The following is a 17,816-nucleotide window of genomic DNA, read 5'->3' as shown; positions in this document are numbered from 1 at the left end:
AACCGCCCAACGAAACGAAGGCGACCGGAGGGGACATGGCCGAAGTAGCAGTGCAGCGGGCGTCCGGGCGCGGCATCTGGGGGTGGATGTTGTTCGACTGGGCGGCGCAGCCCTTCTTCACGGTCGTCACCACCTTCATCTTCGGCCCCTATTTCGTTTCGCGCATGGCCAGCGATCCGACCACCGGCCAGGCCGTCTGGGGCTACGGCATCGCCGCGGCCGGGCTGGTTATCGCCGTGCTGTCGCCGATCCTCGGCTCGATCGCCGACCAGACCGGGCCGCGCAAGCCGTGGATCGCTTTCTTCGCCGCGGTCAAGATAGCCAGCCTGTCCCTGCTCTGGCTCGCGGCGCCCGGCTCCAGCCTGTTCCTGATCGTAGCATTGTTCTCGCTGGCGTCGGTGGCGGCTGAATTCTCCACCGTCTTCAACGATTCCATGATGCCGCGCCTGGTGCCGAAGAGCGAGATCGGCCGCATCTCCAACATGGCCTGGGGGCTTGGCTATCTCGGCGGCATGATCGCGCTGATCTTCGTCGTGCTGTTCCTGGCCGGATCGCAGGAGACCGGCAAGACCATCATCGGCCTCGACCCGCTGTTCGGGCTGGACCCGAAGCTCGGCGAGGATGCCCGCGCCACCGGGCCGCTGTCGGCCGGCTGGTATTTCCTGTTCATCCTGCCGATGTTCCTCTTCACGCCGGACGCCATCAGGGGCATTCCGATCGGGCCTGCGGTGCGCGAAGGCCTGTCGGAGCTGAAGTCGACCCTGGCCGAGGTGCGCAGGCGCGGCGGCATCTTCCGCTTTCTCGTCGCCCGCATGATCTATCAAGACGGCGTCAATGCGCTGCTGGCGCTCGGCGGCACGTTTGCGGCCGGCATGTTCCACTGGTCGATTACCGAGATCGGCATGTTCGGCATCATCCTCAACGTCGTCGCCATCTTCGGCTGCTGGATTGCCGCGCGGCTCGACACCGCCCTCGGCTCCAAGGCGGTGGTGATGATTTCGCTGGTCATGCTGTCGGTCGCCACCATCGGCGTCGTCTCGACCGGTCCTGGCTTCACGCTGCTCGGGCTTATCCAGCTCTCGACCACCGATTCCGGGGGCTTGTTCGGCACCGCGGCTGAAAAGGCCTACATCCTCTACGGATTGCTGATCGGGCTCGCCTTCGGCCCGGTACAGGCCTCATCGCGGTCCTATATGGCGCGCAGCGTCACGGCGTCGGAATCCGGCCGCTATTTCGGCATCTATGCGCTGGCCGGGCGCGCGACCAGTTTCCTGGCGCCGTTCCTGGTGGCGACCATCACGGCGGTGAGCGATTCGGCGCGGCTCGGCATGGCGGTGATCATCCTGTTCCTTGCCATAGGCATGGCGATCCTGATCAGGACGCCGTATCCGGCGGATCAGCCTGTGGAGTAGCGCTTCTTCCTTCTCCCCTTGTGGGAGAAGGTGGCCTCGCGAAGCGAGGTCGGATGAGGGGTGTTCCAGGGAACGCCAACGCCTCACTTCGCTGGAAGCAAGAAGCGCTCAATGCCTGAAATGTCTCACGCCGGTGAACACCATGGCGATGCCATGCTCGTCGGCGGCGGCAACCACATCGTCGTCGCGCATCGAGCCGCCGGGCTGGATGACGGCGGTGGCGCCAGCCTCGATGGCCGACAGCAGGCCGTCGGCGAAGGGGAAGAAGGCATCGGAGGCGACGACCGAGCCTTTGGTCAGCGGCTCTGTCCGGCCTGCCGCTTCCGCGGCGTCGAGCGCCTTGCGGGCGGCGATGCGCGAGGAATCGACGCGGCTCATCTGGCCGGCGCCGATGCCTACCGTGGCGCCGTCCTTTGCGTAGACGATGGCGTTCGACTTGACGTGCTTGGCGACGCGGAAGGCGAATTTCAGGTCGGCCAGTTCAGCCGGCGTCGGCGCCCGTTTCGTCACCACCTTCAGTTCGAGGTCGTCGACGACGGCATTGTCCCTGCCCTGCACCAGCAGGCCGCCGGCGACGGATTTGACGGTTGTGCCGATCGCGCGCGGATCCGGCAGGCCGCCGGCGACCAGCAGGCGCAGGTTCTTCTTCGCGGCCACGATCGCTGCCGCCTCGTCGGTGGCGCCTGGCGCGATAATGACTTCGGTGAAGGTCTTCACGATCTCTTCGGCCGCCTCGGCGTCGAGGACGCGATTCACAGCGACAATGCCGCCAAAGGCCGAGACTGGATCGCAGGCCAGCGCCCTGGCGTAGGCGACCTTCAGCGTCGAACCCTCGGCGACGCCGCACGGGTTGGCATGCTTGATGATGGCGACGGCGGCCGAGCGCGCCGGGTCGAACTCGCCGGCCAGCTCGAAGGCGGCGTCGGTATCGTTGATGTTGTTGTAGGAAAGCTGCTTGCCCTGAAGCTGGCGCGCGGTGGCTACGCCCGGCCGCCTGTCGCCATTGACATAGAAGCCGGCGCCTTGGTGCGGGTTCTCGCCATAGCGCATCACAGTCTCCAGCCTGCCGCCGAAGGCGCGCCAGGTCGGGTGCTCGATCTCCAGCGCCTCGGCGAACCAGCCCGAGATTGCCGCGTCGTAGCTGGCGGTGCGGGCAAAAGCCTTGGCCGCGAGCTTCTTGCGGAAATCCAGCGACAGCGAGCCGATATTCATCTCCAGCGCGTTGAGCAACGAGGCATAGTCGCCGGGATCGGTGACGATGGCGACATAGGCGTGGTTCTTGGCCGAGGCGCGGATCATCGCCGGGCCGCCAATGTCGATGTTCTCGACGATCGCCGCGTAGTCGGCGCCGGAGCGGCGGACTTCCTCGAACGGATAGAGATTGGAGACGACCAGGTCGATCGGCTCGATGCCATATTTGTGCATCGCCGCGGCGTGATCGGGATCATCGCGCACGCCGAGCAGGGCGCCATGCACTGACGGGTGCAGGGTCTTGACGCGGCCATCCATGATCTCGGGAAAGCCGGTGAGCTCGGAGACGTCGCGAACCGCCAGTCCCGCATCGGCGATCGCTTTTGCCGTGCCGCCGGTCGACACCAACTCGACGCCGGAAGCAGCGAGCGCCCTGGCGAGATCGATGAGGCCGGTCTTGTCGAAGACGGAGAGCAGCGCACGACGCACGGGAACGAGGTCGGGAGCGGGAATGTTCTTGGCGGCGACGGCCATGGGCGTGCTTTCACGGCTGGAGGGGCAGGCCCGCGCCGTATCATATGAGATCAGGAAATCAAGCCGCAAGCTCGGTCAGCGCCGGCACGGTCAGTTGTTTTCGGGATAGCCGGCGATAGAGGTGCGGGTGAGCTGCCAGTGGACTTCGGCGATGTCGGACGGCTGGAAGGCAAGCACGATCTGCCGGCTGCGGCGCGGGCCGCCGAGACCGGCGAAGTAGATTGATTCCTCGACCGCCGGCACCATCTCGGTGCAGGTGAACACCCAGCTGTCGACCTGCTCGGCGGTCAGCACCAGGCGGTCATGCTCGTCCTGCAAAAGGTTGATGTCGGGATGGACGTGGAAGCGCACGGTGACGAAATCGCGGCCATTGTTGCGGATCGCCGCACCTCCAGGACGCTGGAAGCGGTCCCTGCCGGTCAACACATTGCCGTTCGAGGACAGCTTCAGCTCGCGCTCGTGCAGGAAGCCGAAGCGCTGGATATAGCCGTCATGGCGGGCGATGAAGCCTTGAACGCCCTTCTGATCGATACGCTTGCACTGCACATGCTGCGGGCCGCCGATCAAAGGCGACCCCAGAAGATCGTTGATGCGCAGCGAATGGCTGAACCGCGCCGACGAGGTGTCGTTGATGGTGGCGGTCGAATGCGCGGCAGTGGCGCGGGCCAGGGGCCGGAATTCGGCGGCGCCATAGGTGTCGATGCCGGCATTGACGATGTAATGCTGGCGGCCCGACGACAGCTCGAATGCAAGGCAGCTGGCATGGGCGGCATTGGAGACGTGGACGGGCGGCGGCAGGCCGGTGTCGGCGATGACGGTGACGCCACCCATGGACAGCCGCTCATAGCCCGAATGCGGTGCATGCAGCAGCGGCGAGCCGGCGGTGTCGTCGTGGCGCAGGATGCTGGCGATGCGATCATGGATGGTGGCGCCCATGCCGTTGAAGCGGGCGAGGCTGCCGTCCTGGTGGCGAAAGAAGCGCAGGGCCGGCAGCATCCTGTCGATGGCGCCGATCAGGGCTTGTGGCGGCGCTTCCGCCTGATTGGCGTAGGTCTGCCGCAGCGGCAAAAGGTCGGCGAGGATTTCCAGCACCGCCATCGGGTTGCGCGAGATGTGACCGCCATCGGGAAGGATCTGGCGGTCGAGTTCCTCGGCGAGGTTGCGGGTCGCGCCGCGCAGCGCCGATGCGGGCGCCGGCAGCGACAGGGCGGCGAAGGCGAGGGCGATGCGGGCGCGCAGCCTGTCCTTGCCGTCAGGCATTTCGCGCGCCATCGACCTGAGGTAGCGGATCTGGACGGCCAGCGATTTCAGGAAGGCGCGGTAGAACGGGAATTCAGCGCCTTGCAGCACGATCGAGGAATGCTGCAGCCAGGCGATGATGCGCTTGGCGGCCGTGCCGGGCTCCCAGGCGATGCCGGAAATGTTGTTTCCATGCGTGGCGATCCAGTCGGACACCAGCGCACGCGCATTGGCGGCGGCAAGCTCGGTGCCGGCGGCGCGCATGTGTCGCAGCCAGCGAAAGCCATGCAGCGTCTTCTGCCAGCCGTAGTTGGGAACGCTGATCTGGAAAGGCGACTTGCCGCCGGTCTCGACCATATGTCCCGACAGGGGATAACGGCCATAGTAGATCTCGAGCGCGATCTGCGGGTCGGCCAGCCGCAGGTCCGGCGGCGCGATCAGCACCCGTTCGGGCGTGCGGCCGGAATAGCGCCAGCGATAGACCGGTCCGGCACGCAGGCGCCGGCGCGTTTTGCGCCAAAACTCCTTCGCGACAAGCGCCCACAGACGCGTCGTGTTGCCGGCAGCAAGTGCCAAAACCCCTCCTGATCGTCCTCTATCCCAACGGCAAGCTTATCTGATTCAACGATTCATGCGAAGGCGAAATCCCGCGAGCGGTGACACTCCGCCTGGCTTGGCCGCGGATGCTCCCGAAAAAGGTCAGCAACTTCCTATGCTTGAGCCCTGAAGCGGTTCAGCGCCCGATCGGCATCCATACTCCGCTCCAGTTCCTTGTTCCACGCAGTTCCGGACGGATAATCGTCACGCAGCTTTCGTGGAATGCCTTAGCCGGCGCGACGCATGCGCGCGGCGAAAAAGCCATCGAGACCGGAACGTTGCGGCGAGCCGAGATCGAGGTCGGCAGGTGTGGTGCGCAGCGTGCCAGCCTGCGTCAGGAAGGGATCGATGCCGACGATCTCGCCGGCGCGAAGCGGGTCGGCAACGATGCCAGGCGTCGCGGCGAGGAAGGCACGGTAAAGCTCCTCGCCTTCGAGTGGGTCGAGCGAACAGTTCGAAAAGACGATCCTGCCGCCCGGCTTGACCAGGGCGACGGCGCGCGCGAGCAGCCGGCGCTGGAGCTCGGCGAGCTTCTCGACGTCAGCCATCGTCTTGGTCCACGGCACGTCGGGATGCCGCCGCACCGTGCCGGTCGAGGAGCAGGGCGCGTCGAGGAGGACGGCGTCGAACAGATCGCCCGGCTCGTACTGGAGGAGGTCGGCCTGAACGATCTCCGCCGACAGGTGGAGACGTTCGAGATTCTGCGCCAGCCGCGCCAGCCGGTTCTTCGAGGTGTCGACCGCGGTGACGCGTGCGCCGGCCACGATCAATTGGGCGGTCTTGCCGCCGGGCGCGGCGCAGAGATCGGCGACGCGAAGCCCGCCGACATCACCGAGCAGCCGGGCAGGCAGGCCGGCTGCGGCATCCTGGACCCACCAGGCGCCTTCGGTGAAGCCAGGCAGTTCGGTGACCGGGCCGGCAAGCTTCTCCACCCGAATTGTGCCGGTCGGCAGGACAATGCCGCCGAGCCTTTCGGCCCAGTGCTCCGGATCGGCCTTGACCGAGAAATCGACCGGGGCCTCCTGGCGGTGGGCGGCGAGTATCCGTCTGGCCTCGTCCACGCCATAGGCGGCCTTCAAACGGTCGGAAAACCATTTCGGCGCTTCGTCGGTGGTAGCAAGGGCCTCTGGAAGTTCAGCTTCCTTGATCCGCGCGAGCGCGCGCAGCACACCGTTGACCAGGCCGGCAAAGCGCAATGTGCGTGGATCGGACTTGGCATGGGTGACGGCGAGGTCGACCGCGGCGCTGTCGGGAATGTCGAGGAACAGGATCTGCGCGGCCGCCACATGCAATATATGCGACAGCGCGGTGGCATTGGCCGGCAGCGGTTTTTCAAAACGGCGCGCCAGCAGCCCTGATATGGTCATGCGGTAGCGCAGCGCGGTGACCAGAATGGCGCGCACGAGACCGCGATCGCGCAGGTCTAGCGCCTTGTATTGCGGATGGCCGTTTTCATGGTCGGTCAGGCCGTCGAGCGGCGTCCTGGCATCAATGACGGCGGCCAGCAGCCGCGCAGCCGCCTTGCGGGCGGCAAGGCCGGCAACAAACTCGCCGTCCTTGTTGTGTTCCTGACCACCTGTGCGTCGAGGTGCCCTGCCCGCCACGCTCACGACCACGGGCCCTTGGGCCCGGTCGGATTGCGACCCCATGGATTGGATTTGGGCCCTGCCGGCGGTTCCGGCGCGGTCGGCTTGCCCCACGGTCCGGCCGATTGCGGCTCGTCGGCCTGCGGCGACGCGGGCGCCTGCTGCGGGGACCGTGATGCACCCCCGTCCATACGCTGCGCCATCGCTTGCAGCGCGGCGATACGATTCTCGGTGTTCGGATGGGTGGAGAACAGACTGTCCATGCGCTCGCCGGAAAGAGGGTTGATGATGAAGAGATGAGCCATCGCCGGATTGCGCTCGGCATCCAGGTTGGGTATGCGTTCGGCGCCGCGGGCGATCTTGTCAAGCGCCGAGGCCAGCCACAGCGGGTGTCCACAGATTTCGGCGCCGCGCCGGTCGGCCTCGTATTCGCGGGTGCGGCTGACCGCCATCTGCACGATCATCGCGGCAAAGGGCGCCACGATCATCGCCGCCAGCACGCCGACAAAGCCGAACGGGCTGTTGTTGTCGCGGTTGCCGCCGAGGAAGAAGGCGAAATTGCCAAGCATCGAGATGGCGCCGGCCAAGGTGGCGACGATCGTCATCGTCAAGGTGTCGCGATGCTGGACGTGGGCGAGCTCGTGCGCCATCACCGCGGCCACTTCCTCATGCGTCAGCCGTTGCAAAAGGCCGGTGGAAGCGGCGACAGCCGCGTTCTGCGGGTTGCGGCCGGTGGCGAAGGCGTTGGGCTGCGGATTGTCGATCAGGTACGTCCTGGGCATCGGCAGGCCTGCCTGCTTGGCCAGTGCCTGCACGATGGCGTAATATTCGGGCGCGTTCTTCTCGTCGACCTCGACGGCGCGGTTCATCGACAGCACCATCTTGTCGGCGTTCCAGTAGCTGAACAGATTGGTGGCGGCGGCGATCAGGAAGGCGATCATCATGCCGCCCGTACCGCCGATCAGGAAGCCGACGCCCATGAACAGCGCGGTCATCGCGGCAAGAAGCATGGCGGTGCGAAGTGTGTTCATCGTCTGCTCCCGTCCAAGTCGTGACGTAAGGGGGTCGATCCTCGTGGGCTCATCGCTATATGATGGGAAACGCCGGTACCCGTTTCAATCGGCCTGTTTCAATCCGCCGGAATATTGCATGAACGATGAGACCAGTAAAACACCTGCCAGGGACGACAAGGCGCGGCTGAAGACGCTGACGCCCGCTGCCCGTCGCGCGCTTGCAGAGGCCGCGGTTCGGCGCGAGGACTACCGCCGCAAAGAAGCCGCGGTGCCGAAGGAAATCGGCGGCCGCGGCGGCAAGGAGCCCGGCCGCTACGGCGACTGGGAGATCAAGGGCCTGACCAGCGATTTCTAAGGTATGCTGAGATTCAGTTGAGGCCGGCCTGCAAGCGTTGGTTTCCTGCGCTTCCGGTGGTCACGTACTTTAGTACGCTCCGCTCCGGTTCTCGGAAACCATCGCTTTCGACTCGGCCTGACCTGAATCTCAACACGCCTTGAGAGGGCGTTGCACTACAATCTTTAGGCGGCGCTGAGTTGCGGCTCGAGCGCGATCCAGCCGCGCTCGTCGACGGTAACGCCGATGGCGTCGTAGCCAGCGATCGCGGCATGCTGCGTCGCCAGGGGATGTCGGTGCGTAGCGTTTATGACCATGACCGCTGCGCCCGCCGCCTCGGCCGCGGTGATGCCCGCCGGGGCATCCTCGAACACGAGGCAATCGCGCACATCGACGCCGAGCCGCGTCGCGCCGAGCTGAAAGCAGTCGGGCGCCGGCTTGCCGCGCGAAACATCTTCCGCCGCGATCAACACGGCCGGGACGGGGATGCCGGCAGCCTTCATGCGCAAGAGCGCCAGTTCCCGCGGCGCCGAGGTTACGATCGCCCAGCGCTCCGGCGGGAGCGCGTTGAGAAACGCCGCGGCGCTGGCGATCTGAACAATGCCCTCCAGATCGGCGGCTTCGGCCTTGAGCAAGAGGTCGGCCTCATGCGCCGGATCGACGCCGGAGAGCGCCAGACCGGCGATCGTCTCGATCGCCCGCACGCCATGGATCGTCGGCAGGAAGGCGGCGACGTCGAGCCCTTGCCGCCGCGCCCAGTCGCTCCACACCCGTTCGGCCGAGGCAATGGAATTGATGAGCGTGCCGTCCATATCGAAGAGGAAGGCGGCGAATTTTCTGCCTGCGTACATGATTTTCCTTGATTTCGGGGAGGGTCTTTCGAGGGAGCGTCGATGGTAACGTCCCGGCACCGGCATTGGAAGCCGCGCGGACACCTTTTCGGCCGTTTCCCCTTTTTGGCCAGTCCCCTTTTCGGCAAGTCAGGGAACCGCGATCCGCCTCCGGCGTTTCAACTTCGCTGCTTTTCCACGACCATCGAAGGGGGACGCGATGCTGATTCGGCTCGGCTACGAAATGGCCATTGAATGCGCTGGAGCCACGCCGGTGATTTCGCTGCTCGAGATCCACAGGGACAGGCAGGCCGACATCAAGCGGCAGACCCGTGTGCTGACGTCGCCCGCGGTTTCGACCAAGCTCTACAGCGATCTGCATGGCAATTCGTGCCGTCGCTTTACCGCGCCTGCCGGCACCTTTCGCATCCTCTACGATGCGGTGATCGAGGACAGCGGCGAGGCGGACGAGGTCAACACGCTGGCGCGCGAGGTGCCGGTGGCCGAGTTGCCCGACGAGGTGCTGTTCTATCTGCTGGGCAGCCGCTATTGCGAGACCGATCACCTGAGCCAGCTTGCCTGGGAACTTTTCGGTCGTTTGCCGTCCGGCTGGGCGCGGGTGCAGGCGATCGTCGACTACGTCCACAACCGCCTGTCCTTCGGCTATGGCTATGCCCGCTCGACCCGCACCGCGGCGCAGGCCCATGAGGAGCAGGTCGGCGTCTGCCGAGACTTCGCCCATCTGGCGATCACGCTCTGCCGCTGCATGAACATTCCGGCACGCTATGTGAACGGCTATCTCGGCGACATCGGCGTGCCGGCCGATCCGGCGCCGATGGACTTCTCTGCCTGGATGGAGGTGTTTCTCGACGGCAAGTGGTACACCTTCGACCCCCGCCACAATGTTCCGAGGATCGGCCGCATCGTCATCGCGCGCGGACGCGATGCCACCGACGTGCCGTTGCTGCACAGTTTCGGCCCGCACCGGCTCAGCCTGTTCAAGGTATGGACCTACGAACAGGAGAACAATCTGTTCAACCCGCCCTACCACGCCATCGACAGGACGGTCACCGCGCAGATGCTGGCCTGACCCGGATTTCCATGCACCCGCATACTGCCTCGCTCTGGCACAGGTGCCGCTGTGCCGTGGCGGCACGCGGCCGCGGGCCCTGTACCGCGACTGGCAGGATCTTGGTAAGCGCTTCGTAAATGCCGCCAAACGCAGCATCGGCGTTTACCGGTCATTCACCTTTCCATTCCTGAAAGCAAAGCAAAAACAACAATCTAGTCCCTGGTGCGCGGCCGCTGACCGCGCCCGGCCGGAATCCTGCATCGATCCGTTTGCCCGGCGACGAGGCCGGGGCGAGCGGAGAGAGAACGATGCGGATTTTCGGGGGACTTGTGGACGCGGCCGGCGGTTTTGCCAGGCATCGCGGCGGAAATTTCGCCATCCTGTTCGGATTCGCCGTCTCGGTCTTGGCGCTGGGCGTCGGCTTCGCCGTCAACATCACCCAGCTCTACAACGCCAAATCGAGTCTTCAGGGCGTGGTCGACGCCGCGGTGACGTCGACGGCGCGGGACCTGACGACCGGCGTGATCAAGGAGGCCGACGCCAACAAATCGGTGCAGGCCTTCCTCGACGCCAACAGCACGGCCGGCATCCTGCAAGCCAACCAGATCGTGCTCGACAGGCTGACGGTCAACAGGACCGCCAGGACGGTGCAGGCGGACGCCCATGTCGACGTCGCCTTCTATTTCCCGCTGTTCGGCACGAGGGACATGCAGCTCGTCCCCGCCTCGACCACGGCGCTCTATTCGGACAAGCAGATCGAGGTGGCTATGATGCTCGACATCACGGGCTCGATGGCGAAGCGAGGCAAGGTCGACAAGATCGGCGATCTGAAAGCAGCAGCGAAAAACGCCGTTCGGACGATGCTCCAGAACCAGGATCCGAAGACCCCCCGCATCCGCGTCGCGATTGTGCCTTACGCGTCCGGCGTGAACGCCGGCAAGCTGGCGGAAAACGTCTATGCCGAGAAGCCGGCGAGCTCTGAGCTGCCACCCGTGGCCGGCAGTTCGCTTCTCGTCGCCAAGACGGGCAAAACTCTGCTGCCGTCCTTCACCGACTATATCTCCATTGTTGGCGCGGCGATGCCACGCCCCGATAATTGCGCCACGGAGCGCAAGGACAAAAATGGCGATGCGGATTTAAGCGCCGACGGCCCAGATGCTGTTCGCACGGACAAGAACGGCAAGAAGTACTACGCCCTGGTCAACCGGGATGATCATCTCGATGGCGAGGGAATGAACAAGTGTCCCGATGCGGAAGTGATCCCGCTGACCGCCGATTCCGGCGCATTGCTTGATTCGATCGAGGACTTCCAGGCTGACGGTTATACCGCCGGCGCGATCGCCATTCAGTGGACCTACTATATGCTGTCGCCGCAATGGCGCGCTGCGATCAAGAATGCCGGCCTCGGCAACGGCGCCTCGGACGTCAACGCGAAGAAGATTGCCAAGGTTGCGATCCTGATGACCGATGGCCAGTTCAATACCGCCTTCGCCGGTGCCAGGGGCCGCTACAACAGCCAGGGCAATCTTGCGCGCGGCAACGCCGAAACGCTGTGCGGCAACATGAAAAATGGCGGCATCGAGATTTTCACCATCGGCTTCGACCTGAACAACAAGGACATGTCGGCAACCGAGCGGGATCAGGCAAAAGCGGTGCTGAAGGACTGTTCGTCGAAAGATGCCTCCACCGCTCAAAAACATTATTTCGAGGTGTCGACCGGGGTGGAATTGGACGCCGCCTTTCAGGAAATCATCCGCAACACCGAAAAGGTCGCGCTGACGCAGTAAGCCGCACAAGGAAAAGGCCGCCGCTTCTTTCGAAGCCGGCGGCCTTTCGTGTTTCCGTCCATGGCGCGGCTCCTGGCGGCAACCCCAGGGGTCGCCCGCCGCGCATCTCGCGCCTTAACGGGAAGACTGCTTCCCGAAAGTGCAATCCGCTGAGGCCACGTTCTGGAAAACGAAATCACTCGACATCGGATCACCTCCTTTCAGTTTGTTGAACACGCACTGATGATGGGGTGCGTTGCAGCAAAAGACAAGACGGCGAATGGAAAAAGACGTTTTTCCGGCTTGGCCGCGTCCTTTCGTGCAATCGGGTTGCGGCCAGCGGTTCAAGCGGACAAGATCGGCCTACCGAATGCAGGGGAAGGGCATGGACGCCACCGAAAGAGCAGCACGCATCGTTCGAACGGTCGTCGAGGCATTGAAGCCGGGCTTTGCCGTCAGGCTTTGGACCGGCGAGCGCATCGGTCCGGCCGGCGGCCCGGTGCTTGCCATCAACGACCAGGACATCGTCTGGCAACTGGCCCGCCGGCCAAATTTCTCCACGCTGGTCGAGATGTGGATTTCCAAGGCGGTCGACGTGGAGGAGGGGTCGCTGTTCGACTTCTACGCCTTGCCTTCGCAAGGCAAGCTGCGGACGAAGCTGAAGTCATTGCCGAAGCTGGCGATCCTGCGTGACCTGCCGGCTGTGCTGTTTTCAAGGAAACAGATGACGGCGCGGGCCGACCTTTCGGGGCGCAATCCCTTCGTCAGCGGTTCGAGCCAGGAAGCGATCCAGCACCATTATGACATTTCGAACGCGTTCTATCAGCTCTTCCTCGACGAGCGCATGGTCTACAGCTGCGGCTACTTCAAGGATTTCGCCAACAGCATTGATCAAGCGCAGGTCGACAAGCTCGACCATATCTGCCGCAAGCTGCGGCTGAAACCTGGCGACAGACTGCTCGACATCGGCTGCGGCTGGGGAGCGATGCTCATCCATGCGGCGAAGAACTATGGCGTTGTCGGCCACGGTGTCTCGCTGTCGGACGCACAGACTAACCTCGCCCGCGAACGCATTCGGGCCCAGGGTCTGGAAGACCGGATCACCATCGAGATAAAATCCTATGCCGAGCTCACCGGAAGCTTCGACAAGATATCCTCGATCGGCATGTTCGAGCATTTAGGGCTGGCCAATCACGCCACCTATTTCTCGACCGTCCATCGCCTGCTCAAACCGGGCGGCATCTATCTGCATCATGCCATCACCAGGCGCAGCAAGGGCGATCTGAAAAAGACCCTGCGCAAGGGTCCGGAATACAAGGCGCTGATCAAATACATCTTCCCCGGCGGTGAACTCGACACGATCGGCATGACGTGTGGCAACCTCGAAGCACATGGCTTCCTCGTCCACGACGTCGAGAATTTACGCGAGCACTACGCCCGCACTTGCCGGCTATGGGCCGAGCGCCTGCATGCGCGCTTCGACGAGGCCATCGCGGAAGTGGGAGAGGCCAGGGCACGGTTGTGGCTGCTCTATCTTACCGGCTGTTCGATTACCTTCGAACGCGCCTCGGCGCAGATTTTCCAGACGGTCGCCACCAAGCGGACGCGAGGCCCGAGCGGCCTGCCGCCGACGCGGGCGGACCTTTACCGGTAGTTCAGGCGAATCGCATCCCGTCGCCGACCTTGACGCTGGCCGCGCGGTCGACGGTGCAGTAGACGCCGAGATTGTGCGCGTTATGACGTACCAGATTGCGCAGGATCGCCGGGTCGTTGGCGAAACCGTTCTGGGCGATGATGGTGAAGCCGCAGCGGCGGCACGGCTCGGAGACGGTCAACAGCAGGTCGCCGACGGCGAGCTTCCTGCCGATCCATTCGGTTTCGGGAAAAGTGCCTTCGACCGCCGCCATGTCGACCACGATGTTGGGACGGAAGCGGCGTGAGTCGGGAGTGCCTTGCGGATGCAGCGCCTTCAGGCGGGCCAGCGAGGCGGTGGTCAACAGGTGGATCGGCGCCTTGCGGTAGCGCGCCTCCGTCAACGGGCCGGCATAGGCGGGCGGGGCGTTCTCCAGGCCGAACGGCCGGATCGAGGCTGGAAAGCCGAGATAGTCGGAAACGGCGCGGTCGCTTTCGGCGCCGGGCGCCGCCAGCCAATCTGCGCCGGGAATCGCGATTTCGAGCCTGCGGTCGTCCGTCAGCCGGGTGCGGATGCGCGGCACCTTGTGCCACTTCGGCTCGCGATCGGGCCGGGCGATCTCATTGTCGGACGCATCGACCAGGCCGAACATACGGTCGCCCTCGATGCTATCGGTGCCGACCGCGATCGTCTCCAGGCGTTCGCCGGCGAGCGAACTCGCCGGATAGCGCCAGAGTTCGGCAACGCTGCCTATCACGGCCACGGCCGGCGTCAGCCTTTCTTGTTCTGGCGGTTGGCGACGAGATCGTCGACGACGGCCGGATCGGCAAGCGTCGAGGTATCGCCAAGGGCGCCGAAATCGTCCTCGGCAATCTTGCGCAGGATACGCCGCATGATCTTGCCCGAGCGGGTCTTGGGCAGGCCCGGTGCGAACTGGATCTTGTCGGGCGTGGCGATGGCGCCGATCTCCTTGCGGACATGGGCGAGGAGCTCCTTGCGCAAATCCTCGCTCGGCGTCTCGCCGGCCATCAGCGTGACGTAGCAGTAGATGCCCTGGCCCTTGATGTCGTGGGGATAACCGACGACGGCCGCTTCCGAAACCTTGTCGTGGCTGACCAATGCGGATTCGACCTCGGCCGTGCCCATGCGATGGCCGGAGACGTTGATGACGTCGTCGACGCGGCCGGTGATCCAGTAATAGCCATCGGCATCGCGGCGGCAGCCGTCTCCGGTAAAGTACTTGCCCTTGTAGGTGGAGAAATAGGTCTGCACGAAGCGGTCGTGATCGCCATAGACGGTGCGCATCTGGCCGGGCCAGGACTCGGTGATGCACAGATTGCCGTCGGCGGCTCCTTCAAGCACCGTGCCCTCGCCGTCGACCAGTTGCGGCTTGACACCGAAGAAGGGCCGCGTGGCCGAGCCAGCCTTGAGGTCGGTGGCGCCCGGCAGCGGCGTGATCATGATGCCGCCGGTCTCGGTCTGCCACCAGGTGTCGACGATCGGCACCTTGGCGTTGCCGACGACGTTGAAATACCACTCCCATGCCTCCGGATTGATCGGTTCGCCGACCGAGCCCAGCACGCGCAGCGATTTGCGCGACGCCTTTTTCACATGGTTGTCGCCGGCGCCCATCAGGGCGCGCAGCGCCGTCGGCGCGGTGTAGAAGATGTTGACCTGGTGCTTGTCGATGACTTCCCAGAAGCGCGACTGCGAGGGGTAGTTGGGCACGCCCTCGAACATCAGCGTGGTGGCGCCGTTGGCGAGCGGCCCGTAGACGATGTAGCTGTGGCCGGTGACCCAGCCGACATCGGCGGTGCACCAGTAGATGTCGCCGTCATGATAGTCGAAGACATATTGGTGCGTCATCGAGACGTAGACGAGATAACCGGCCGTGGTGTGCAGCACGCCTTTCGGCTTGCCGGTCGAACCCGACGTATAGAGGATGAACAGCGGATCCTCCGCCTTCATCTTCTCCGGCTTGCACTCAGCCTTAACGGTCGCGGCCTCTTCGTGGTACCAGACGTCGCGACCCGGCGCCCAGCCGATCTTGCCGCCGGTGCGGCGAACCACCACCACCTTTTCGACCCTGGTACCGGCTTTTGCCGCGATCTCGATTGCCTTGTCGGTGTTCTCCTTCAACGGGATCGGCTTGCCGCCACGCAGGCCCTCGTCAGCGGTGATGACGATGGTCGACTTGCAATCGTCGATGCGGCCGGCGAGCGCGTCCGGCGAAAAGCCGCCGAAGACGACCGAGTGGATGGCGCCGATACGCGTGCAGGCAAGCATCGCATAGGCCGCTTCCGGGATCATGGGCATATAGAGGGTGACGCGGTCGCCCTTCTTGACGCCGTGCTTCTTCAGCACGTTGGCGAAGCGGCAGACATGCGCATGGAGCTCATTGTAGGTGATCTTACGGTCGTCGTAGGGGTTGTCGCCTTCCCAGATGATGGCGGTCTGGTCGCCGCGCTTCTTCAGGTGGCGGTCGATGCAGTTGTAGGAAACGTTGGTCTGGCCGTCCTCGAACCATTTGATCGAGACCTTGCCGTCGAAGGAGGCGTTCCTGACCTTGGAGAAGGGTTTGAACCAGTCGATGCGCTTGCCGTGCTTGCCCCAGAACCTGTCCGGATTCTTCACGCTGTCGGCGTACCATTTGAGATAGGTGTCGTTGTCGATCAGCGCATTCTTCTTCCAGGCCGGCTGAACGCGGTGGACATGAATCTCGGACATTCCTGCTTTTCCTCCCGAAACCGACGCCGGCTTGAAACGCCGGCGGGATCGCGGCGACGCGGCCGCGAATTCGCGCGCATTATTAACAGTTCCGCGATGACGGCAACATTAGACGTTGGGTTTGCGCGGCGGGATGCCGCACATGGGCTCGCGGCTGCTGTCAGCACTTGCACCGGACGGCTGCTAACTTCATGTTTTCGCGGGCTAAAGCCGGTTTCGATCAAGAAAAAATCAATAGACGGTTAAGCAACCGCGCGCACAATCCATTGTTGGGAGGAAGGAGAATCAACCCGGGGAGCAAAAATGCGCGACCAGCTTGAAATGGACCTGATGCTGAGGGGCTATGGCCTGACTACGGCCAATATCCTTTATCATTTCCCAGACCATCCGCATCTCTTGCAGAGCTTCATATGGCAGGACTACGACATCGCGCCGAAGTTTCCGGTGCTGATCCGCTTCATCGAGTTCTGGAAGACCAAGCTCGAGGGGCCGTTGCATTCGGTCAGCTACACGCACCAGAAGCTCATCGCGCCCAACGAGTGGCGCAAGGTCGACGGCGAGTTCGTGCTGCATTAGGGCCAACGTAGGGAAGGCCGTTGAGGTAAACGCCCTACGGCGCCCCCCTCTGCCCTGCCGGGCATCTCCCCCACATGGGGGGAGATCGGCAGCATCGCTGATGGCGCCATCCTTTTACGCTGGAGATTGGCGAAAGCCGAAGTGACATCCAATCCCACTCCTCGTGGGGGAGATGCCCGGCAGGACAGAGGGGGGCGCTGTCCCGCGAACCCTATCCCGGCAGCGACCTTTCGCAATCACACCGCCGGCGGGTTGAGCCGGGCAAAGCCTTCCTGCCGCCGATAAGGGGAGTACGGATAGGGCGCGGTGACTTCGCTTGCCGCGTCGAGTTTCCCGATCTGCTCCGGCGTCAGCGCCCAGCCGACGGCGCCGAGATTCTGGCGCAATTGCTCCTCGTTGCGGGCGCCGATGATGACGGACGACACGGTCGGGCGCTGCAACAGCCAGTTGATGGCGATCTGCGGCACGGTCTTGCCGGTTTCCTGCGCCACCGCATCTAGGGCCTCCACGACCCGGTAGAGGTGCTCGTCCCCGACCGGCGGTCCGAAGCTCGCGGTGTCGTGCAGCCGGCTTTTGTCGGGCAATGGCTGTCCGCGGCGGATCTTGCCGGTGAGACGGCCCCAGCCGAGCGGGCTCCAGACCAGCGCGCCGACGCCCTGATCGAGGCCGAGCGGCATCAACTCCCATTCATAGTCGCGGCCGACCAGCGAATAATAGACCTGATGCGCGACATAGCGCGGATAGCCGTGCCTGTCGGCCAGCCCGAGCGACTTCATCACTTGCCAGCCGGAGAAATTGGAGACGCCGACATAGCGTAATTTGCCGGCGCGCACGAGGCCGTCCAGCGTCGACAGCACTTCCTCGATCGGCGTGCCGGCATCGAAGGCGTGCAGCTGCAACAGGTCGATGTAATCGGTGCCGAGCCGGTTCAGAGCGGCGTCGACGGCCTTGATCAGCCGCGAACGCGAGGAACCATAGTCGGCCGGTCCGTCGCCCATCGGCAGCGAGGTCTTGGTCGAGATCAGCACGGCATCGCGCCGGCCCTTGATGGCCTCGCCGAGCACGTCTTCCGAGGCACCGTTCGAATAGACGTCGGCGGTGTCGAACAGATTGACGCCGGCCTCGAGGCAGATGTCGACCAGCCGCCGCGCTTCCCTGGCGTCGCTGTTGCCCCAGGCGCCGAACAGCGGGCCGGAACCGCCGAAGGTTCCCGCTCCGAACGAGAGCACAGGCACTCTGAGGCCCGATGCGCCAAGATTTCGATAGTCCATTTTCTTACTCCTTGTGATTTTGAAAGAGGCGGGTG

General features: G+C 64.2%; 14 protein-coding genes. 6 read left to right on the top strand and 8 right to left on the bottom strand.

The features are described 5' to 3' along the window. Positions 1–35 precede the first annotated feature (35 nt). Positions 36–1,412, top strand: a complete 1,377-nt coding sequence (locus LB551_RS06685; protein ID WP_224658617.1) for an MFS transporter — start codon at positions 36–38, stop codon at positions 1,410–1,412. A gap of 108 nt (positions 1,413–1,520) precedes the next feature. Here the strand turns inward: LB551_RS06685 and purH are convergent, their stop codons facing one another. The 4 genes from purH to htpX all read right to left on the bottom strand — a co-directional run bounded on the left by purH (position 1,521) and on the right by htpX (position 7,590). Then, positions 1,521–3,137, bottom strand: a complete 1,617-nt coding sequence (purH, locus tag LB551_RS06680) for a bifunctional phosphoribosylaminoimidazolecarboxamide formyltransferase/IMP cyclohydrolase (RefSeq protein ID WP_224658616.1) — start codon at positions 3,135–3,137, stop codon at positions 1,521–1,523. Between the two features lie 90 nt (positions 3,138–3,227). Then, positions 3,228–4,952, bottom strand: coding sequence for a heparinase II/III family protein (locus LB551_RS06675; protein WP_140550755.1), 1,725 nt, complete (start codon positions 4,950–4,952; stop codon positions 3,228–3,230). 248 nt (positions 4,953–5,200) lie between these two features. Then, positions 5,201–6,622: an RsmB/NOP family class I SAM-dependent RNA methyltransferase gene (locus LB551_RS06670; RefSeq protein ID WP_263495722.1), complete on the bottom strand. Its 1,422-nt coding sequence runs from the start codon at positions 6,620–6,622 to the stop codon at positions 5,201–5,203. After that, entirely contained in the window at positions 6,580–7,590 is a 1,011-nt protein-coding gene (gene htpX, locus LB551_RS06665; protein WP_224658614.1) for a zinc metalloprotease HtpX, read from the bottom strand. Before htpX ends, LB551_RS06670 begins: the two co-directional genes overlap by 43 nt. 118 nt (positions 7,591–7,708) lie before the next feature. Between htpX and LB551_RS06660 the strand changes: the two genes are divergently transcribed. Continuing rightward, on the top strand, positions 7,709–7,927 hold the full coding sequence (locus LB551_RS06660; protein ID WP_224658613.1) for a DUF1674 domain-containing protein: 219 nt from the start codon (positions 7,709–7,711) through the stop codon (positions 7,925–7,927). Between the two features lie 164 nt (positions 7,928–8,091). Here LB551_RS06660 and LB551_RS06655 read toward each other — a convergent pair whose 3' ends face one another. Then, on the bottom strand, positions 8,092–8,757 hold the full coding sequence (locus LB551_RS06655; RefSeq protein WP_224658612.1) for an HAD-IA family hydrolase: 666 nt from the start codon (positions 8,755–8,757) through the stop codon (positions 8,092–8,094). Positions 8,758–8,956: 199 nt separating this feature from the next. On the opposite strand from LB551_RS06655, the gene LB551_RS06650 reads away from it, so the two are divergent. The 3 genes from LB551_RS06650 to LB551_RS06640 all read left to right on the top strand — a co-directional run bounded on the left by LB551_RS06650 (position 8,957) and on the right by LB551_RS06640 (position 13,228). Next, positions 8,957–9,826, top strand: coding sequence for a transglutaminase-like domain-containing protein (locus tag LB551_RS06650; RefSeq protein WP_224658611.1), 870 nt, complete (start codon positions 8,957–8,959; stop codon positions 9,824–9,826). Positions 9,827–10,116: 290 nt separating this feature from the next. Next, positions 10,117–11,595, top strand: coding sequence for a TadE/TadG family type IV pilus assembly protein (locus LB551_RS06645; RefSeq protein ID WP_224658610.1), 1,479 nt, complete (start codon positions 10,117–10,119; stop codon positions 11,593–11,595). A 364-nt stretch (positions 11,596–11,959) separates the two neighbouring features. After that, positions 11,960–13,228 carry an SAM-dependent methyltransferase gene (locus LB551_RS06640; RefSeq protein ID WP_224625168.1) on the top strand — a complete coding sequence of 423 codons (1,269 nt, stop codon included), beginning with the start codon at positions 11,960–11,962 and terminating at the stop codon, positions 13,226–13,228. A 1-nt stretch (position 13,229) separates the two neighbouring features. On the opposite strand, the gene LB551_RS06635 is transcribed toward LB551_RS06640, so the two are convergent. Both LB551_RS06635 and acs read right to left on the bottom strand, forming a co-directional pair. Then, the gene (locus LB551_RS06635) at positions 13,230–13,970 is read right to left on the bottom strand and encodes an MOSC domain-containing protein (RefSeq protein WP_224658609.1); all 741 of its coding nucleotides are present in this window, start codon (positions 13,968–13,970) and stop codon (positions 13,230–13,232) included. Positions 13,971–13,978: 8 nt separating this feature from the next. Next, positions 13,979–15,934, bottom strand: a complete 1,956-nt coding sequence (acs, locus tag LB551_RS06630) for an acetate--CoA ligase (protein ID WP_224658608.1) — start codon at positions 15,932–15,934, stop codon at positions 13,979–13,981. 303 nt (positions 15,935–16,237) lie between these two features. On the opposite strand from acs, the gene LB551_RS06625 reads away from it, so the two are divergent. Continuing rightward, positions 16,238–16,510 carry an usg protein gene (locus tag LB551_RS06625; RefSeq protein WP_140492921.1) on the top strand — a complete coding sequence of 91 codons (273 nt, stop codon included), beginning with the start codon at positions 16,238–16,240 and terminating at the stop codon, positions 16,508–16,510. 236 nt (positions 16,511–16,746) lie between these two features. On the opposite strand, the gene LB551_RS06620 is transcribed toward LB551_RS06625, so the two are convergent. Beyond that, complete coding sequence (locus tag LB551_RS06620) at positions 16,747–17,781, bottom strand: aldo/keto reductase (protein WP_224658607.1); 1,035 nt, start codon at positions 17,779–17,781, stop codon at positions 16,747–16,749. Between the last annotated feature and the right edge of the window lie 35 nt (positions 17,782–17,816).

It is taken from the genome of Mesorhizobium sp. BR1-1-2 (assembly GCF_020165435.1).
GTDB lineage: Bacteria > Pseudomonadota > Alphaproteobacteria > Rhizobiales > Rhizobiaceae > Mesorhizobium.
This window is presented reverse-complemented; position numbering and strand designations above follow the sequence as displayed.

Bases quoted from the DNA above. Each gene is read 5' to 3' on its own strand.
- LB551_RS06685 (WP_224658617.1), top strand. From the start codon at position 36: ATGGCCGAAGTAGCAGTGCAGCGGGCGTCCGGGCGCGGCATCTGGGGG.
- purH (WP_224658616.1), bottom strand. From the start codon at position 3,137: ATGGCCGTCGCCGCCAAGAACATTCCCGCTCCCGACCTCGTTCCCGTG.
- LB551_RS06670 (WP_263495722.1), bottom strand. From the start codon at position 6,622: ATGGGGTCGCAATCCGACCGGGCCCAAGGGCCCGTGGTCGTGAGCGTG.
- htpX (WP_224658614.1), bottom strand. From the start codon at position 7,590: ATGAACACACTTCGCACCGCCATGCTTCTTGCCGCGATGACCGCGCTG.
- LB551_RS06660 (WP_224658613.1), top strand. From the start codon at position 7,709: ATGAACGATGAGACCAGTAAAACACCTGCCAGGGACGACAAGGCGCGG.
- LB551_RS06655 (WP_224658612.1), bottom strand. From the start codon at position 8,757: ATGTACGCAGGCAGAAAATTCGCCGCCTTCCTCTTCGATATGGACGGC.
- LB551_RS06650 (WP_224658611.1), top strand. From the start codon at position 8,957: ATGCTGATTCGGCTCGGCTACGAAATGGCCATTGAATGCGCTGGAGCC.
- LB551_RS06645 (WP_224658610.1), top strand. From the start codon at position 10,117: ATGCGGATTTTCGGGGGACTTGTGGACGCGGCCGGCGGTTTTGCCAGG.
- LB551_RS06640 (WP_224625168.1), top strand. From the start codon at position 11,960: ATGGACGCCACCGAAAGAGCAGCACGCATCGTTCGAACGGTCGTCGAG.
- acs (WP_224658608.1), bottom strand. From the start codon at position 15,934: ATGTCCGAGATTCATGTCCACCGCGTTCAGCCGGCCTGGAAGAAGAAT.
- LB551_RS06625 (WP_140492921.1), top strand. From the start codon at position 16,238: ATGCGCGACCAGCTTGAAATGGACCTGATGCTGAGGGGCTATGGCCTG.
- LB551_RS06620 (WP_224658607.1), bottom strand. From the start codon at position 17,781: ATGGACTATCGAAATCTTGGCGCATCGGGCCTCAGAGTGCCTGTGCTC.